This window comes from Mycolicibacterium duvalii (assembly GCF_010726645.1).
In the GTDB taxonomy this organism is placed as follows: Bacteria; Actinomycetota; Actinomycetes; order Mycobacteriales; family Mycobacteriaceae; genus Mycobacterium; species Mycobacterium duvalii.
Window position 1 is genome coordinate 5144218 of sequence record NZ_AP022563.1, and the last position, 17747, is coordinate 5161964.

The 17747-nt window shown below is 64.4% G+C and carries 13 protein-coding genes; all 13 read left to right on the forward strand.

The genetic code is table 11. The features are described from left to right. Position 1: 1 nt before the first annotated feature. The 13 genes from fadE29 (at position 2) to G6N31_RS24480 (ending at position 17746) form a co-directional block, all read left to right on the forward strand. Positions 2-1165 (forward strand): acyl-CoA dehydrogenase FadE29, encoded by a 1164-nt coding sequence (gene fadE29, locus G6N31_RS24420; protein ID WP_098003241.1) that lies wholly within the window; start codon positions 2-4, stop codon positions 1163-1165. Beyond that, complete coding sequence (locus G6N31_RS24425) at positions 1162-2127, forward strand: bifunctional MaoC family dehydratase N-terminal/OB-fold nucleic acid binding domain-containing protein (RefSeq protein ID WP_098003240.1); 966 nt, start codon at positions 1162-1164, stop codon at positions 2125-2127. Before fadE29 ends, G6N31_RS24425 begins: the two co-directional genes overlap by 4 nt. Then, positions 2124-2525, forward strand: a complete 402-nt coding sequence (locus G6N31_RS24430) for a MaoC family dehydratase (protein WP_098003280.1) — start codon at positions 2124-2126, stop codon at positions 2523-2525. The genes G6N31_RS24425 and G6N31_RS24430 overlap by 4 nt, the downstream gene beginning before the upstream one ends. Then, complete coding sequence (ltp2, locus tag G6N31_RS24435) at positions 2525-3682, forward strand: 17-hydroxy-3-oxo-4-pregnene-20-carboxyl-CoA lyase (RefSeq protein ID WP_098003239.1); 1158 nt, start codon at positions 2525-2527, stop codon at positions 3680-3682. Before G6N31_RS24430 ends, ltp2 begins: the two co-directional genes overlap by 1 nt. A 634-nt stretch (positions 3683-4316) precedes the next feature. Then, the gene (locus tag G6N31_RS24440) at positions 4317-4955 is read left to right on the forward strand and encodes a LuxR C-terminal-related transcriptional regulator (RefSeq protein ID WP_163722359.1); all 639 of its coding nucleotides are present in this window, start codon (positions 4317-4319) and stop codon (positions 4953-4955) included. Positions 4956-5535: 580 nt separating this feature from the next. Continuing rightward, entirely contained in the window at positions 5536-6057 is a 522-nt protein-coding gene (locus G6N31_RS24445) for a response regulator transcription factor (protein ID WP_098003237.1), read from the forward strand. 150 nt (positions 6058-6207) lie between these two features. Continuing rightward, positions 6208-7992 carry a glutamine--fructose-6-phosphate transaminase (isomerizing) gene (gene glmS / locus G6N31_RS24450; protein ID WP_098003236.1) on the forward strand — a complete coding sequence of 595 codons (1785 nt, stop codon included), beginning with the start codon at positions 6208-6210 and terminating at the stop codon, positions 7990-7992. A 57-nt stretch (positions 7993-8049) separates the two neighbouring features. Beyond that, positions 8050-8913 carry a glycosyltransferase family 2 protein gene (locus G6N31_RS24455; RefSeq protein ID WP_098003235.1) on the forward strand — a complete coding sequence of 288 codons (864 nt, stop codon included), beginning with the start codon at positions 8050-8052 and terminating at the stop codon, positions 8911-8913. Further along, on the forward strand, positions 8910-10262 hold the full coding sequence (locus G6N31_RS24460; RefSeq protein ID WP_098003234.1) for a glycosyltransferase family 2 protein: 1353 nt from the start codon (positions 8910-8912) through the stop codon (positions 10260-10262). Before G6N31_RS24455 ends, G6N31_RS24460 begins: the two co-directional genes overlap by 4 nt. Continuing rightward, positions 10259-15511, forward strand: a complete 5253-nt coding sequence (locus G6N31_RS24465; protein ID WP_163722361.1) for a glycosyltransferase — start codon at positions 10259-10261, stop codon at positions 15509-15511. Before G6N31_RS24460 ends, G6N31_RS24465 begins: the two co-directional genes overlap by 4 nt. Continuing rightward, the gene (locus G6N31_RS24470) at positions 15508-15900 is read left to right on the forward strand and encodes a hypothetical protein (RefSeq protein WP_098003232.1); all 393 of its coding nucleotides are present in this window, start codon (positions 15508-15510) and stop codon (positions 15898-15900) included. Before G6N31_RS24465 ends, G6N31_RS24470 begins: the two co-directional genes overlap by 4 nt. After that, positions 15897-16763, forward strand: a complete 867-nt coding sequence (locus G6N31_RS24475) for a polysaccharide deacetylase family protein (RefSeq protein ID WP_098003231.1) — start codon at positions 15897-15899, stop codon at positions 16761-16763. The genes G6N31_RS24470 and G6N31_RS24475 overlap by 4 nt, the downstream gene beginning before the upstream one ends. Beyond that, positions 16763-17746, forward strand: a complete 984-nt coding sequence (locus G6N31_RS24480) for an NAD-dependent epimerase/dehydratase family protein (protein ID WP_098003230.1) — start codon at positions 16763-16765, stop codon at positions 17744-17746. The genes G6N31_RS24475 and G6N31_RS24480 overlap by 1 nt, the downstream gene beginning before the upstream one ends. Position 17747: the final 1 nt, after the last annotated feature.

The window sequence follows — 17747 nt, forward strand, 5'->3', positions numbered from 1 at the left end:
GATGTACATCGAACTGACACCGGAACAGCAGAAGCTGCAAGCCGAACTGCGGGAGTACTTCTCCACGCTGATCACGCCCGAAGAGGCGGCTGCGATGGAGAGCGACCGGCACAACGAGGCCTACCGCGCGGTGATCAAGCGGATGGGCGCCGACGGCAAACTCGGCGTCGGATGGCCCAAGGAGTACGGCGGACTGGGCTTCGGGCCCATCGAGCAGCAGATCTTCGTCAACGAGGCCAACCGAGCCGACGTACCGCTGCCCATGGTGACCCTGCAGACCGTCGGCCCGACGCTGCAGGTGCACGGCACCGAGGAGCAGAAGAAGAAGTTCCTGCCCGGGATACTCTCCGGGGACATCCATTTCGCGATCGGCTATTCCGAGCCGGAGGCGGGGACCGACCTGGCATCGCTGCGGACCGCAGCGGTCAAGCACGGCGACGAATACATCGTCAACGGGCAGAAGATGTGGACCACCGGCGCCCACGACGCCGACTACATCTGGCTGGCCTGTCGTACCGATCCCGACGCCGCCAAGCACAAGGGCATCTCGATCCTGATCGTCGACACCAAGGATCCCGGATACTCGTGGACGCCGATCATCCTGTCCGACGGTGCCCACCACACCAACGCGTCGTACTACAACGACGTCCGGGTGCCCGCCGACATGCTCGTCGGAGAGGAGAACGGCGGCTGGAAGCTGATCACCACGCAGCTCAACCATGAGCGCGTCGGACTCGGCCCGGCCGGCCGGATCGCCGGCATCTACGACGAGGTGTACGAGTGGGCAGCCACCGCCGGCTCCGACGGCGTGGTTCCACTCCAGCAGGAGCCCGCGCGTCGGCTCCTCGGACAGATCAAGGCGATCTGGCGCATCAATGAACTGCTCAACTGGCAGGTCGCCGCGTCCGGCGAGACCATCGCCGTCGCCGATGCCGCTGCCACCAAGGTCTTCTCGACCGAACGGATCCAAGAGGTGGGCCGGCTGGCTGAGGAACTCGTGGGCCGCTACGGCAACCCGGCCGACCCGCACACCGCCCACCTGCTCGATTGGCTCGACAAGATCACCAAACGTAACCTCGTGATCACCTTCGGTGGTGGAGTCAACGAGGTGATGCGGGAGATGATCGCGGCGTCGGGGTTGAAGGTCCCGAGGGTGCCCCGATGAGCGCAGACCTGCAGCCCGGCATCGACCGGATCACAGCGGCGGGTAAGAGCGAACCGCGTACCGCCCGGGATCCGGTCAACCAGCCCATGATTCACCACTGGGTGGACGCCATCGGGGACAAGAATCCGATCTACGTCGACGCCGAGGCCGCCAAGGCTGCCGGCCATCCCGGCATCGTGGCACCTCCGGCGATGATCCAGGTGTGGACGATGGGTGGACTCGGACAGGGCCGCTCCGATGATGACCCGCTGTCGAAGATGATGGCGCTCTTCGACGACGCCGGCTACGTCGGCGTGGTGGCCACCAACTGCGAGCAGACCTATCACCGCTATCTCCAGCCCGGCGAGGAGCTGACCGTCCACGCCGAGATCACCGACGTGGTGGGCCCCAAGCAGACCGCGTTGGGTGAGGGGTTCTTCATCAACCAGCTCATCACGTGGACCGTGCCCAACGGCGCGTCGGGCGACGAGACCGTCGCCGAGATGAACTGGCGCATCATGAAGTTCAAGCCGCGCGGTGAGGACAAGCCGGACCTGCCGGAGGACCTCGATCCGGACAGCTTGATGCGTCCGGCCTCGTCGAAGGACTCCCAGTTCTTCTGGGACGGCATCAACAGCCACGAGTTGCGAATCCAGCGCCGTCCCGACGGCACGCTGCAGCACCCACCGGTGCCGGCCGTGTGGGCCGACAAGGATGCCCCTGTCGACTACGTGGTGGCCTCCGGAAACGGCACGGTCTACAGCTATGTGGTGCATCACGCGCCGAAGGTGCCCGGGCGCAGCCTGCCGTTCGTCGTCGCCCTCGTCGAACTGGAGGAGGGCGTGCGGATGCTCGGCGAGCTGCGCAACATCGACCCCAGCGAAGTGCAGATCGGATTGCCTGTGCGCGCAACGTACATCGACTTCCCGGACAGCGACGTCAGCCCCGCGTGGACGCTGTACGCGTGGGAGCCGGCCCGGTGAGCGCCCCCGCCCTGGAGGTCGGAGCGGTCCTGCCCGAACTGCAGATCTACGGCGACCCGACGTTCATCGTCTCCACGGCGATCGCGACCCGCGATTACCAGGACGTCCACCACGACCGGGACAAGGCCCAGGCCAAGGGATCCAAGGACATCTTCGTCAACATCCTGACCGACACCGGCCTGGTGCAGCGCTACCTGACCGACTGGGCGGGCCCGACGGCCAGGATCACGTCGATCAGTCTGCGTCTGGGTGTGCCGTGGTACGCCTACGACACGATCACGTTCACCGGCGAGGTCACCGCTGTCGACGGCGACGTCGCCACCGTGAAGGTGGTCGGCGCCAACAGTCTCGGCAATCACGTCATCGCCACGGCGACACTTACCTTGGGGGATCACTGATGCTCTCCGGAAAGGCCGCGATCGCGGGTATCGGCGCGACCGACTTCTCGAAGAACTCGGGCCGCAGCGAGTTGCGTCTGGCCGCCGAGGCGGTTCTCGACGCACTCGACGACGCCGGGCTGGCACCTGCCGATGTCGACGGCCTGGTCACGTTCACGATGGACTCCAATCTGGAGACCGCGGTGGCCCGCGCCACCGGAATCGGTGAGCTGACCTTCTTCAGCCAGATCGGGTACGGCGGCGGCGCGGCGGCCGCGACCGTGCAGCAGGCGGCGCTCGCCGTCGCGACCGGCGTCGCCGAAGTGGTGGTGGCCTACCGGGCGTTCAACGAGCGTTCCGGGCACAGGTTCGGTCAGGTGATGACCGGTCTGACGGTCAACGCCGACTCGCGCGGTGTCGAGTACAGCTGGTCCTACCCGCACGGCCTGAGCACACCGGCCGCCTCGGTGGCGATGATCGCGCAGCGTTACATGCATGAGTATGGGGCCACCAGCGCCGATTTCGGTGCCGTCTCGGTCGCCGACCGCAAGCATGCCGCCAACAATCCGAAAGCCCACTTCTACGGCAAGCCCATCACGATTGAAGACCACCAGAACTCCCGGTGGATCGCCGAGCCGCTGCGGCTGCTCGACTGCTGCCAGGAAACCGACGGCGGTGTCGCGATCGTCGTGACGACCCCCGAGCGGGCCAAGGACCTCAAACACCGCCCGGCGGTGATCGAGGCCGCGGCCCAGGCTGCCGGCGCCGACCAGTTCACCATGTACTCGTACTACCGTGAGGAACTCGGTCTGCCGGAGATGGGGTTGGTGGGCCGACAACTGTGGCAGCAGAGCGGGTTGTCGCCCAACGACATCCAAACCGCCGTCCTCTACGACCACTTCACGCCGTACACGCTGATCCAGCTCGAGGAACTCGGTTTCTGTGCCCGAGGTGAGGCCAAGGATTTCATCGCCGGCGGTGCGATCGAGATCGGTGGACGACTCCCGATCAACACCCACGGCGGTCAGCTCGGCGAGGCCTACATCCACGGTATGAACGGCATCGCCGAGGGTGTCCGGCAGCTGCGCGGCACTTCGGTGAACCAGGTGCCCGACGTCGAGCATGTGCTGGTCACGGCGGGCACCGGGGTACCGACCTCGGGACTGATCCTGGGTTGAGACCCACCGTGAATAACGAAACGCTGCCTTGCGGTAGCGGTCGTCGCCTGCCGACATTGCCCAGCGAAGGGCCGCTCAACTGCAAAGACATGTCAGGCTCTGCCGAAAGATGTGTTGCTCAACTCGTTGACTGAGAAACCACTCGGACCGCAGTTCTAATTTACCGGTTGACGAGGATTTCAGCAAATGTTTAGCATTGTGGATCTTGATGTGTCCGATCGGCTGGTGTAGCGCATGGAACTGGTCTTATGGATGGAACTTGGGGGTCACACCGCAAAAAATTGACGGCGGTGTGTAGTTTTAGCGAAGCCACGGCCTCCGCTGGTCTAGGGGACTGGGCGTTCGTTCGGCATGAACGAGGTCGGATATGACGCAACACCATCTCCAAGGGAACGTCGGAGACGTCCTCGGTTCTGCAGCGGTCTCTCTTGCCGACTCGCGCCACCCATGGTCTGCGTCCGGGACCATGCCGGTCACCGGCTTGCCGGTGTCAGCGGGACCAGGCTGGGCTGGGTCCGCCCAAGGTTTGGGTAGTGGTAGAGCAGTTTCACCGGCTCTAGCCGGGGTCCTTGAGCAGGACCCGCTGCAACAGCGCGTTTTGTCGCAGCGCGTCGGGAGTGCGGCCAGTCGGGACATGTTGGCCACCGCGCGCGTGGTGATCATCGACGACATCAGGCTGCAGCGCGAGGCACTCGCCACCATCCTCGACCACGTCGGCGTGTCGACCACCGCCACGGCGTGGGACTTCGCCTCTGTCGTCGATGCCGCAGACAAGATGGCCGCCGACATCGTTCTGCTCAGCATGACCGCGCGCCAGAAAATCGACTTGCTCCGGGTTGCGCGCGAGGCCTTTCCGCAAGCCAAGGTGATCGTCGTCGGTATCGCTGAGGACGACGAAGAGGGCATCATCGCGTGCGCAGAGGCCGGGGCCGCCGGATATCATCTCCGCACCGATTCGCTCTTTGAACTGCTCAACGTGATCTCACGGGTAGTCGTCGGTGAGTCTGCCTGTCCCCCAGTGGTATCGACAACGTTGCTTCGCCATCTGACCTCGATCGCAACGGAGCGCCGTACGGGCTCGATGAAGCTGGATCTGACGACCAGGGAGATGCAGATCCTTCGCATGCTCGAGATGGGCCTGTCGAACCGGGATATCGCTGACCGACTCTGCATAAGCCTGCATACCGTGAAGAACCACGTCCACGCCGTGTTGAGCAAACTCGGGGTCAACACCAGGGCCGAAGCTGCGGCTCTGGTGAGGTCGATCCGGTAGGAATCGGAGCGGGAACTAGTCACACGACGGGTTCGAAATCGCTCCAATGGACCATATGCGCCAAGCCCCGGTCCGGTTGATAGTTGACCAGTGACGACGGACGAACCGGCGGCTGAACCCAACCGGGTGAGGCGTACGACCACGGCCAGCGGTACCGGGGACGTCCGATACAGGCTGCCTTGCGCGGTCCGTCCCCCGCTCGTGACGGACCGCGCAAGGTCGGCGACGCTGAGGTCGAACCTTCGGTTACCGGGTCATCTGCCGTCGACACTGCCCGCACGCCGGGTCGGGAGCCACTGATGTCAGCGCGACACTTCGCGGGTGCGACCGGGCCCTTCGGCCGCGCGACATCGATGGCCCTCCCATCCTGGGACGGCGCCGAGGTCGCATCGGCGCATCGGCGCATCGGAACGGGCATAAGCCGGACGCGCTCGGGGAGAGCAACATTCTGCTCGTCGACGACCGCGCCCTCTACCGTGACGCTCTCGCTTCCATCTTCAAGACCTACGGAGCTGCCGGCGTCCGGACGGCGTGGGACCTGTCGTCGATCATCACAGGCATCGATGCCGCCCGACCGAGCGTGATACTTCTGAACACCCCAACTCGTGGCATCGGTGAGATACTGAATGTGCTTCTGCGGCTGGCCCCCCGCACCCCGGTGATCGCGGTCGCGGTATCAGAACACGACGAAGCGGCAATCATCGCGTGTGCAGAAGCAGGGGTAGCGGGCTACCACATGCGCACAGATTCTCTTGCAGATCTATTGGTGCTGATCAATGCTGCTGCAGAAGGCCGAATCTCGTGTCCCCCAGAGGTCTCGGCCTTGTTGCTTCGTCGGCTGTCCACGGTCACCGCGGACCGGAACCTTGTCGGCAGGGATCCGGTCCTTACGGGCCGTGAGATCCAGATCCTGCGACTGCTGGAGCAGGGCCGGTCGAACCAGGACATCGCTGTCCGACTCCATATCGCGGTACATACGGTCAAGAACCACGTGCACAATCTCTTGACCAAGCTCGGTGTCCGAAGCCGATCCGAGGCAGCGGCTCTGTCGCGCAGCCTTCGGCTGGGCGATGGTGCCCAGGAGGACTGGCTCGGGGACTAGCCGAATTTAGCTCCGATGGCCCATGTACGCAGGCATACTCGGCCCCGATAGTGAAGTGGTGATCATCGGGTTAGCTCCCTCCCTCGATTCGGCGCCGCTGGCGAACGACTCGGGTAACGGCGCAGCCATGTTTGTCAGGGCCACGCGCTGATGTGTGGGATAGTCGCGTGCCTTAACGAGGGGCCGGCCACGGGCTACCTTCTGCCCGCGCTTCGTCGTCTCGAGTACCGCGGATATGACTCGGTCGGTATCGCCGTGACCACTCAGGACGGGGCGGTAGCGCGGCTTCGTTCGGTCGAACGGATCGACGCACTCGAGGCGGCGGTACTGCGTTGGGCTGGAGCGCCGTTGGGCGGCGCGGGCATCGGTCACACCCGTTGGGCCACACATGGCGGGGTGTCCACCGCGAACGCCCACCCACTGAGCGACTGTAGCCACCGCATCAACCTGGTGCACAACGGGATAATCGAGAACGCCGGACTACTGCGCCGGCGGCTCGAGCGGTCCGGTCATCGGTTCGAGTCTGCCGTGGACAGCGAAGTGATCTGCCACCTGATCGAGGATCAGCTGTGCGATGCCGGGGACCCGCTCCTGGCGGTGCGGCGGGCCCTCTCCCTGCTGGAAGGCAGCTGGGCGATAGCCGTCCTCGACGCGGCCAGCGGCCGAATCATCGTCTCGTGTCATCGTTCCCCACTGTTGCTTGCGCACACCGCCAGCGCCGTGTTGGTCGCCAGTGACATCGCTGCTGTCGGTGAATGGGTCGAGAGGTTCCGTGTGGTCGACGACGGTGACGTGCTGGAGCTCTCCGATGTCGAGCAGCACGGTCAGTCGACTGCCGGTGCCACCGTATTCGGGAAGACCGGGGGTGTGGGCAGCGTCGAGACCCCGGGTCTCGGTGGATATGTCGACTACATGGCCAAGGAGATCGACGAGCAACCTACCGCGGTGGCGCGATTGCTCGCAGAGCTGGCGGATGGAGTGGCCGACGGAAGCCTCTGGCGTGGCCTCTCGATGCCGGCATTCGAGCGTCTGCGCGTCGTCGGTTGCGGCACCTCCTTGAACGCGGGTCATGTCATCGCCAATCTGGTGCGCCGATTCGGCGGCGTGCCGGCCTGCCTCACTGTCGCCAGTGAGGCGAACAGCGAGGTGGTTGAACCAGATACCCTCTGCCTGGCGATCAGTCAATCCGGTGAGACGGCAGACGTACTGCGCGCGGTGACTACGTGTGCGCAGCCGGGCACACTTCTCGGGCTGACAAATAATTCGCATTCCACCCTTGCCAGGAGCGCCGACGCCTTCCTGTCATGCAACGCTGGTCCCGAAATCGGCGTCGCGGCGACGAAGACCTTCGTTTGCCAGGTGATAGCCGGTTGCGCGTTGATGATCTCCGCCCTAATCGCGGTAGGGCGCTTGTCGACCAGTTCTGCAGCTGGACTCGTCGACACGATGGAGAGTCTCCCGCAACGCTTGGCGAAGGCCACCGCAGCAGCCGCTTCGGTGGTCCCTGATATAGCTGAGAAATACTGTACAGCTCCGGGTTTCATCTACATCGCACGCGGCACCGGAGTGCCCTATGCGGCCGAAGGCGCGCTCAAGCTCAAGGAGCTGACGTACCGATGGGCCGAGCACTATCCCGCCGGTGAGCTCAAACATGGTCCTCTCGCGCTCATCGGTAGCGGCACCCCGGTGGTCGCCGTACGCGGCGCGGACAAGAAGCTGGCGGCGAATATCGCGGAGGTCGAAGTCCGGGGCGGTCATGTGGTCAGCGTGGGTACGGCGGAAAGCACCATACCGGTCCAAGCTGACCTCGCAGCGCCATGGGGGCCGTTGGAATGCATAGTTCCGCTCCAGATGCTGGCGCGGACAATCGGTCTCACGCTCGGGTGGGATGTCGACAAGCCGCGGAACCTTGCGAAATCCGTAACGGTGGAGTGACCGCTTCACCTCTGCACGAATGACACACGCCAAAAAACCAACGGGGGAGATGATCTCATGATCGATGTCACATCAATAAGCGGCAACGGCAGCAACAGTCAGGCCACGATACCGGGGAACGGCTCGGTACCGATGTCCGGTGCGCGCCAGTCAGCTCGAACTGAGCGTTCGACAGTGAGCCTGGTGATCCCGGTACGCAACGAGGCCCGCAACATCGCGTGGGTGCTCGAACAGATCGCCGACGACATCGACGAGATCATCATCGTCGATGGCGACTCTACTGACGCGACGTTGGTGACAGCGCGCCGCTACCGACCAGATGTCCGGGTCGTACAGCAGGAGGGAATCGGTAAGGGGAGTGCCTTGCGTACCGGTTTCATGGCTGCCACCGGCGATGTCATCGTGATGATGGACGCCGACGGGAGTATGGCACCGCAAGAGATTCGCCATTACATCCACTTTCTCTCGAATGGGTACGATTTCGCGAAAGGATCGCGTTTCATCGGCGGTGGCGGATCACTGGACATCACCCTCTTCCGCAGATTCGGGAACCGCTTTCTACTGACAGTCTTCAACAGCCTCTACGGAACGGATCTGACAGACCTCTGTTATGGGTTCTGTGCATTCCACCGGCGCTATCTCGAGCATCTTTCCTTGTCGGCAACCGGGTTCGAGATCGAGGCCGAGATGGTCGTGCGAGCTATGCAAGCTGGACTACGCATCGTCGAGGTCCCGAGTTTGGAGATGCCGCGCCGTGCCGGGAAATCGAACCTGCACGCTATACGTGACGGAATTCGGGTGCTGCACACCGTTGTCGGCGGCCATCGGGCGGGCCTGTCAGGACGCCTGGTACAGGCAGTCTCGAACAGGCACGCCGACCGTGGGCGCCCCAGCCTGGCAGCAACGGTGCCGTCCCGATGAGTACCGAAGCGCCTGCGCGCTCCGCCACGCAATCGCACGACACGACGGCCCGCCACGTCACCCTTGACGATCTGCCGGTAGGCCGGGCCGACGTCGAACTCAGCTGTCCGCCCGATCGGTTGGCCACCTCCGGCGGCGTCGGCGGTCCGCGAAAAGTGCTCACCCTGGTTCGACTGCATACTCATCCGCTGGGCACGATCGTTCTCGACGCGACCAAGGGGCTCGACTGGTCGACCCACGCGCCGACGGTGTGGTCGGAGTTCCGCGAGGCCGCCAACGCCCACCTGAAGTCAGACGCGCTGCCGGCGGCGAATGAGCTCACCGACCTGGCCGCCACGCCGGCGGCGACCCCCCGTTGCATGGACCGACGCCGTGCAGTAGAGGCTGAGGCGCCGCGGATCACAGTGGTGGTTGCCACTCGCGAACGACCCCGACTCCTCCGGATCTGCCTCAACGCCCTACTCGACCTGGATTACCCGGACTACGAGATCGTCGTTGTCGACAATGCGCCGGAGACTGCAGCCACAGCGCGCCTGGTGAAGCAGCTGTACGCACCCTCGGTCCGGTACCGGCGGGAAGATCGCAAGGGACTGGCGTCGGCGCACAACCGAGGCCTGGAAACGGCGACCGGTTCGATCGTCGCTTTCGTCGACGACGATGTCGTCGTCGACCGGAACTGGCTCAGCGCCATTGCCGAGGGCTTCCGTGCCTACCCAAATGTCGGCTGCGTCACCGGACTGATCCTGCCCGCTGAGCTGATCACTCCGGCACAGCTGATGCTCGAGCAGCACGGTGGTTTCGACAAGGGATTCCGTCAGCGGGTCTTCGACACCAGCGACAATCGGCCCGGGGATCCGTTGTTCCCGTTCACCGCAGGGCGGCTCGGTTCCGGCGCCAACATGGCGTTCGACACCGCTGTCCTCCGCGAGCTCGGTGGCTTCGACAGCGCCACCGGCATCGGCACATTCGCCCGGGGCGGTGACGATCTGGCCGCCTTTTTTCGTGTCGTCCTCGACCACAAGCTGGTTTATCAACCTTCGGCCGTAGTGTGGCATCGCCATCACCGCGAGATGGCGGCGATACAGAATCAGGCGTACGGCTACGGCGTAGGTCTTGGCGCATTCCTGGCCAGCGTCATGGTCCACGAATGGCGGATGTGGCCGCAGTTGATCGTCCGCCTTCCCCGCGGTCTCTCGTATGCCTTCAGTGCCGCGTCCGCCCGGAATCGCGGACGATATGCCGGCTGTCCGTCGGAGCTGGGCCGGCTGGAGCGGCGGGGCCTCGCATATGGTCCGGCGGCCTACGCCGTCAGCCGATGGCAGAACCGCGGCAGCGGATACTGCAGATGACGACGGAAGTGGCATTGGTGGAGGGCCCGACGGACACTGCGCCGGCACCGGTACGTCGCGGTCTCAGAAGGTATTCGAGCACTCGACGGGCGGGCGACGCGATCACCGGTATCTGGAGTAATCCCCTGCTGCGTAACGGTTATCTCCTCTCCATCAGCTCCGCCTCCGCAGCGGCGATCGGGTTCGGGTTCTGGGCGGCTGCGGCTTGGAGATATGACGCGACCAGTGTGGGAAGCAACTCGGCAGCGATCTCGATGATGGTGTTGGTCGCCACCATCGCCCAGCTGAACCTGGCCAGCGCCATGGTGCGGTTCGTGCCGACCGCAGGGCGCCGCACCGGTCGCTTTGTTGCGACGTCTTTCATCGTGAGCAGTTGTTTGGCTATCGCCGTCGCCACGACGGCGGTGGTCGCTGTTCGCGTATTTGCACCCGGCACAGCGTTCCTCTCCGGAGTCGGGCCGGCTGCGCTGTTCGTCGCGGGCACTGTCGTCTACGCGTTGTTCGTCATCCAGAACGGGGTGCTGGTCGGTATTCACCGCGCGGGGTTGGTACCTGCGGTGAACGTCGCCATGGCTGTGGGCAAGCTCGGGGCAGTGGTAGCACTCGCCTCGATCCTGCCCTTCCATGGAATCTTCGCATCCTGGGTCATCGCTTTGGCGATCGTGGTGTTGGGGCTGGGCGTCTATCTGTTCGGCTGGGCGATCCCGAAGCACCAGGCGTGCAATCAGATCGACAATCTCCCTCCGGCACGACATATCCGCCGATTTGTCGCGTTCGACTACGCCGGCTCCATCTCCTCTATCGGGTCCATCGATTTGATGCCCCTCATGGTCGTTGCGGTGCTCGGTGCCGCGCCCAATGCGTACTTCGCGATTGCATGGGTGATCGCCTACAGCCTGCACCTGGTCAATGCGAACATGGGCACCTCGCTGGTGGCCGAGAGCGCGGGCAACCTGAATCGACTCCCGGATAGCGTCCGTCACGTTCTTATTCACACATCGAAGGTTCTGGTACCGGCGGTGGTTGCAACGATTATCACTGCGCCACTGTTGCTTTCGATTTTCGGTCCCGATTACCGGGCTGCCACTGTGACGCTGCAACTGCTCGCGTTGGCGGCGATACCGAACCTGGTCGTTGCGACCGCTGTGAGTTCGGCCCGCGCGCAGCGCCGCCTTGGGTTCCTGTTGTCGATCCAGCTCACCCAGTGTGTCGTCGTCCTGAGCCTGACCTGGATACTGTTGCACACACTCGGCCTGACGGGGGCAGGTCTTGCCTGGCTGATCTCCCAGACAACGATGGCGGCCGGCCTTCTGACGTGGCGCCGCGGGTGGATGCTCGGCCGCCACTTCGTATCACCCGAATTGCCACGTCGTCGAGCGCGGCTGGCGGTACCAGCAACCTGGTTGCTCATTCTCCTGCGTTTGCTCACAAAGCTCCGGCTCCGTACCGCAGCCGACGGCTGGGTGTCTCGACTGCGCGGGCGTCAATCGGTCGGCCCCATCCCCGCCGCGGTTTGGGCGGAGGTCGCCGGAGCCGGCTGCCCGGGCGTGCAGCAAAGCGCGACGGTGGAGGCCGTACCGACCGTCAGCGACGTCGCGGTCGGGCTGCTGCGTTCGCGTGACGGGCAGCCGTGTGCGGTTGTCAAGGTCGCTCGCGGGCCACTGGGGGCACGGGAGCTGCACACCCAGCGATTGGTGCTCGACCAGTTCGCAACCGACCCGCGATTGACGTGTCTCCAGCACAGTCTTCCCCGTGTTCTCACGTATCACGAAGGCGGTCACGAGGCGATCTCCGTCGAAACATTCTGCCCCGGAGACACACTCGCGAGCCTTCTGCGCCAGGAGCCCGAGCAGGTGGAACGGCTGGCCACCGAGGCTCTCCAAGCCATCGCGCTTCTTCACGTCAACACCGGCAGGGTCACCCGTGTCGAGCACACCCATCTACACCGCTGGGTGGGGGAGCCATTGACGTTGCTTGCCGGTATGTGCCACAAGATGGACCCGCGCATGCTCCCAGCGGTTGATCACGTCGGTGAGATCCTCTCGGGCGCACTCATGCAGCGAAAGATGCTGGTGAGTTGGACGCACGGCGACTTCACGCCCGACAACATCACCTTCGACGGCGTCAACGGACCTGTCAGGGGCATAGTCGACTGGGGCGGAGCACGCCCCAACCAGTTGGCGATGCTGGATGGATACCTTCTGACCCTGAGCATCAGTCGGCTGATGGAGGCGAGCGAACTCGGAGTGGTGGTCCGGCGCAGGTTGCGTGCCGGCGGGCTCGTCTTGAGGGAGCGCCGACCGCTGCGCGCGGTGTACCACTCGGCAGAGTCCGGCACCCCCGATTGTGATCGCCTGGACGAGAGGTCTGCGATCTTGCTGGCGTGGCTTCATCATGCGGCGGACATCTGGCGCAAATGCGGTAGTTACCAGGGTCATCGAGTGTGGTGGGCTGCGAACATCGCTCCGGTGCTGAGGGCAGTGAACAACCTGACGCTCTCCGACGGGGTGATGGCCCGGCTACAGATCCGGCGCTGGGGATCCAGCAGGCCGTCGGGTCCTCGCGCCGCGATAACCCAACGAAGTGGTCCGACGGTCGCGGTCGTGATTTGCGCATACACCGAGGACCGCTGGGCTCTTCTGTCTGCCGCGATCAGATCGGTGCGCAACCAGTCGGTGCGGCCCGACGAGATCCTACTCGTCGTCGACCACTGCCCTGAACTTCTCGCGAGGGCCGGTCGAGAGTTCCCGGGCGTGCGGGTTCTGGCGAATGCGTATCGTCAGGGTCTGTCCGGTGCCCGCAACACCGGTGTCGACGCGGCAAGGTCCGACGTGGTGGCATTCCTTGACGACGACGCTGTGGCCGCCCACAACTGGGTCGCGGCTCTTGTGGCACCGTACTCAGATCCTTCGGTACTAGGTGTCGGCGGCCGCGTGTGTGCCAATTGGCATGGGGGGCGGCCCAGTTGGTTTCCGCCCGAGTTCGACTGGGTGGTGGGCTGCAGCTACCTGGGGCTGCCGACCGAGCGAGCCCCGATCCGGAACTTCATCGGCGCGAACATGTCTCTCCGGCGGAGCGTCCTAATCGAGTCCGGTGGTTTCGACACCACATTGGGCCGAGTGGGGGCGCGTCCGGTCGGGTGCGAAGAGACTGAATTGTGCATCCGGGTCCAGCGACAACATCCCGAGGGCACCCACGTGTACGAACCGTCGGCCGAGGTCCTGCACTCGGTGCCGAGGGCCCGGGGGACGTGGTCGTACTACAGGTCCCGGTGTTACGCGGAGGGGCTCTCCAAGGCGCGGGTAAGCCGTCTGGAGTCACCGGCACGCGCGTTGGCAACAGAGCGCAGCTACCTGATGCGTACGATTCCGCGCGGCATCGCCTGCAACCTGGGCCGCGCGATGAGGGGCGAAGTCGCCGCGTTCGTGGCCGCGATCGCGATGGCGATCGGCGTGATGATCACTGCGCTCGGTTACACGGTTGGACGCGTACGTACCGTCGGGGCTGACGCGGGTCCACGTCGGATAGGCCTCGCGCACAACACTGTAGCTCAGGCCGCCGCTGCCGGTGTGCCATTCGCGGTTGGCTGTTGGTTGATCTCTCTTCCCCGCATACGCTTGGATCTGATCGGCGACTTCGGGCTTCTCCCGCTGCTGCCGTTGACGTTCTGGGTGGCGCTGGCGACCGCTGTCATCGGGTGCGCCGTGTTGATCCTCCAGGGCGGGACGCGCCACTGGTTGTTGGGTGCGTATCTGATCACGCTGATCGTCTTCCTGCATGCCACTCCCAGCGCTCTCTACGGCACTCTGCGCTACTCGTGGGCCTGGAAGCACGTCGGAGTTGTGGACTTCTTCCTGCGGCACCACGGGATCGACGACTCCATCAGGGAATTGGGTGTTTACCAGCGTTGGCCGGGATTCTTCACCTTGAACGCAACAATGGCGCAGTCGGCCGGGCTGTCCACGGTGCTGGACTATGCACCGTGGGCCCCTGTGGTGTTCAATATTCTGTTCTTGGGTCCGCTGTACCTCATCTACCGCGCATTCACCAACGACTCTCGGTTGGTCTGGGCCGGCCTGGTGGTGTTCGTCCTTGGCTGCTGGGTCGGACAGGACTACTTCGCGCCGCAGCCCACGGCGTTCTTCCTGATGCTGACGATCATCGCCGTGTGTGTGCGGTACCGGACGCCGCGTCCCCGCGGCCCATCGCCAGACCGATATCGCGATATCACCGTGAGTGCGGCGATCCTACTGATGGTCGGCGCCATCGCATGCACCCACCAGTTGACGCCCCTGATGGTGGTCTTCGCTCTGGTGGCGCTGGCGTTCTGCCGGTACAGGGTTCGATGGCTGCTGCCGGCCGCATTGCTGATCGCCCTCGGATGGGATGTCGTTTTCGCCTGGCCGTGGATCTCGGGGAACATCCGTAGCGTCGTCGAGTCCATCGGCGCACCGGGCGCCAACGCGAAATCCGGCTTCATCAACCTGTCCGCAGCGTCACCCAGCCAGGTGGTGGTCGCGCAGATCGACCGCGCACACAGTGCCGCGATCGGCCTTCTGGCGATTCTCGGCTTCGCGCGGCGCTTCCGGAACCACCGCGAGTCGGTACTGGTGCTTCTCGCGTTGGCTCCGATACCGATGTTCCTGCTCAATGACTATGGCGGCGAGATGATCTTCCGCGTCTATCTTTTCGCGATGCCGTTCCTGGCGTTCTACGCCGCCGCGGCGTTCTTCCCCACGGAACGAAACGGCCGGTCTGCAGGGACGAGGTTGGCTCTGCCGATCATGGCGCTCGTTCTCATCCCGGGTTTCCTGTTCAGTTACTACGGCAAGGAAGAGGCCAACTACTTCAGCCACCGCGAGGTCGAGGCGTCGCGGTTCGTTTATGGGACTGCTCCGCGGGGATCATTGATCATCGGCGAAACCAGCGACTTTCCCTGGGCATTCATGAACTACGAATACTACGACTACATGCGCTTCGCGCTGTTCGAACCGGACGACCGTCAGGCGATCATCGACAATCCGGTCGAGTTGTTCGGTGACATGATGTCCCGCCACCACCATGCGTACCTGCTGATCACCCGCAGTCAGATCGCGGACACCGAGATGATCGGCGCGATGCCGCCCGGAAGCATCGACGCGATCGAACGCGAACTGGAGCAATCACCGCAGTTCAGTGTCATCTTCCGCAATCAGGATGCCGTAGTCATCACTTACGCGCAGCCTCAGTCCACAGAGGAGTCGGTGTGATCGAGATTCGTGACCTGGCCCAGATCCCGCCGCTGTACTGGATTCTCGCCGCAGCCGGATGGGTTGCCCTGGCGGCCACCTGGCTGCCCGAGGGTACACCGTTACGGGTTCTCGTCGTTTACGTCTTCGTCTTGTTCGGCCCGGGGCTGGCGTTATCAGCGGCGATCGCGACTGATCAGGTCGAGCGGTGGGTGTTCGCAGTCGCGCTGAGTGCATCGCTGGCGATCGGCATCAGCGTGCTGATGACGGCGCTGCGCAACGATTCCATGGCACATCGTATTGCCTTGCTGGCCACTGTTACCACCGTCGCTGCCGTGACCTTCGGGCTGCGCGAAGCGCGGGCCAGATGCGATACCGCGGGTGACGAGCCGGAACGGAACATGACATGAGAGTGATCCCAGTATTGCTCTACCACGCGGTCACCGACGATCCCGCCGGTTGGCTCGCGCCGTTCACGGTGACACCGAAGACCTTCGCGCGACACGTCGACATCATCATGGGCAGTGGCCGTACGGCCATCACTGTGACCGAGCTGTGCTCGGGGTTGGCGGGCAGGACGGCACTGCCGTCCCGGCCGGTGGTCATCACCTTCGACGATGGGTTCGCCGACTTCTTCAGTGCGGCCCAATACCTCGCGTCGCACAGACTTCCCAGCACCCTGTACGTGTGCACCGGCGGGCTGCGGGGCCGTGGACCGCGCCCCGTAGACCTGGCGTTGCCGCCTGCGGACATGCTCGACTGGTCCCAGCTCGCCGAACTCGGCGACCTCGGTGTCGAGGTGGGCGCACACACCCATCACCACCCGCAACTCGACCTGATGCGCGAAGAGGCAGCGGTGGACGAGATCCGGCGCAGCAAGGCATCCCTCGAGGATTCTCTCGGGTTCGAAGTGCCGAGCTTTGCTTACCCGCACGGTTTTCATTCGGGCGCCACCCGGCGCGCCGTGGCAGCGGCTGGTCACACATCGGCGGCCGCCGTGATGGATGCGCTCTGTCCTGACCGTGCCGACGTCTATGCGCTGCCCCGCTTGACCGTCCGCGCCACCACGTCCAGCGCCCGGTTGGCGCAATGGCTGACGGGTGGTGGAGCCCGCACGGCACCGGACGGCGAACGACTTCGCACAGGTGCATGGCGGATGTACCGACGGCTTCGCGGTGCCCGGTCGACTCGGGGGGTGTTTGTGACAGGCAACAAACCGGCTTACCACATGTCGGAGCCCGAGACCCATCCATCAACGAAAGGAAAGTCCTAATGCGCACATTCGTCACCGGGGCAGCGGGGTTCATCGGCTCGACGCTGGTCGACCGCCTGCTGGCCGACGGGCACCAGGTGATCGGGCTGGACAACCTCAGCACCGGTCGTGCCGAGAACCTCAAGCAGGCATTTCTCCAATACGGACCGGACGGGCGCTTCACGTTCATCCGCGCAGATCTACTGGGACCCGAACTCACAAGCATCGTCGCCGCAAACCGCCCCGACGTTGTTTTCCACCTGGCGGCACAGGCCAGTCTGCCGGCGTCGATTGCGGACCCCCAACGCGACGCGGCCATCAACGTGCTCGGCACGATAAGCCTCCTCGAGGCGTGCAGGAGGGCGGACGTCGACAGGTTCATCTACGCGGCGTCCGGCGGGTCCCGATACGGGGCTCCGCAAAGGCTGCCGGTCACCGAGACCTGCCCGGTCGATCCGCTCTCACCATATGCGGCCGCGAAGGTGGCCGGGGAACTGTACGCGGGTGCCTATGCCGCGATGTACGGGGTACGGCCCATCAGCCTGGGCCTTGCGAATGTGTATGGCCCCCGCCAGCATCCACACGGCGAAGCGGGCGTCATCGCCATCTTCTGCCACGCGCTGATGAATCGGTTGGCGACGACGATCTACGGAGACGGAGAGTCCACCCGGGATTACGTGTTCGTCGCCGATGTCGCCGACGCCTTCATTCGGGCCGCCACCACTGATCACGTGGTCGCGGGCGTCTTCAACGTGGGTACCGGGCTGCAGACAACGGTGAACGAAGTGCACCGATTGATCGCAGATGCGACCGGCAACGCGGACCCGCCTCGTTATGCTGCGGCCCGTAGCGGGGAGGTCCGAGCGAGCGCATTGGACATCACCAAGTGCAGATCGACGCTGGATTGGCATCCGACTGTCCCGCTAGCGGAAGGTATCGAGAGAACGATCGATTGGCTGCGGGCTGAGTCGCACATCGAGTCGCCTGTGTTGCAGGCCTTCTGAG

What these genes read in the sequence shown, in the direction of transcription:
- G6N31_RS24465 (WP_163722361.1), top strand. Translation starts at nt 10,259, where the DNA reads ATGACGACGGAAGTGGCATTGGTGGAGGGCCCGACGGACACTGCGCCG.
- fadE29 (WP_098003241.1), top strand. Translation starts at nt 2, where the DNA reads ATGTACATCGAACTGACACCGGAACAGCAGAAGCTGCAAGCCGAACTG.
- G6N31_RS24440 (WP_163722359.1), top strand. Translation starts at nt 4,317, where the DNA reads ATGTTGGCCACCGCGCGCGTGGTGATCATCGACGACATCAGGCTGCAG.
- G6N31_RS24480 (WP_098003230.1), top strand. Translation starts at nt 16,763, where the DNA reads ATGCGCACATTCGTCACCGGGGCAGCGGGGTTCATCGGCTCGACGCTG.
- glmS (WP_098003236.1), top strand. Translation starts at nt 6,208, where the DNA reads ATGTGTGGGATAGTCGCGTGCCTTAACGAGGGGCCGGCCACGGGCTAC.
- G6N31_RS24460 (WP_098003234.1), top strand. Translation starts at nt 8,910, where the DNA reads ATGAGTACCGAAGCGCCTGCGCGCTCCGCCACGCAATCGCACGACACG.
- G6N31_RS24455 (WP_098003235.1), top strand. Translation starts at nt 8,050, where the DNA reads ATGATCGATGTCACATCAATAAGCGGCAACGGCAGCAACAGTCAGGCC.
- G6N31_RS24425 (WP_098003240.1), top strand. Translation starts at nt 1,162, where the DNA reads ATGAGCGCAGACCTGCAGCCCGGCATCGACCGGATCACAGCGGCGGGT.
- G6N31_RS24475 (WP_098003231.1), top strand. Translation starts at nt 15,897, where the DNA reads ATGAGAGTGATCCCAGTATTGCTCTACCACGCGGTCACCGACGATCCC.
- ltp2 (WP_098003239.1), top strand. Translation starts at nt 2,525, where the DNA reads ATGCTCTCCGGAAAGGCCGCGATCGCGGGTATCGGCGCGACCGACTTC.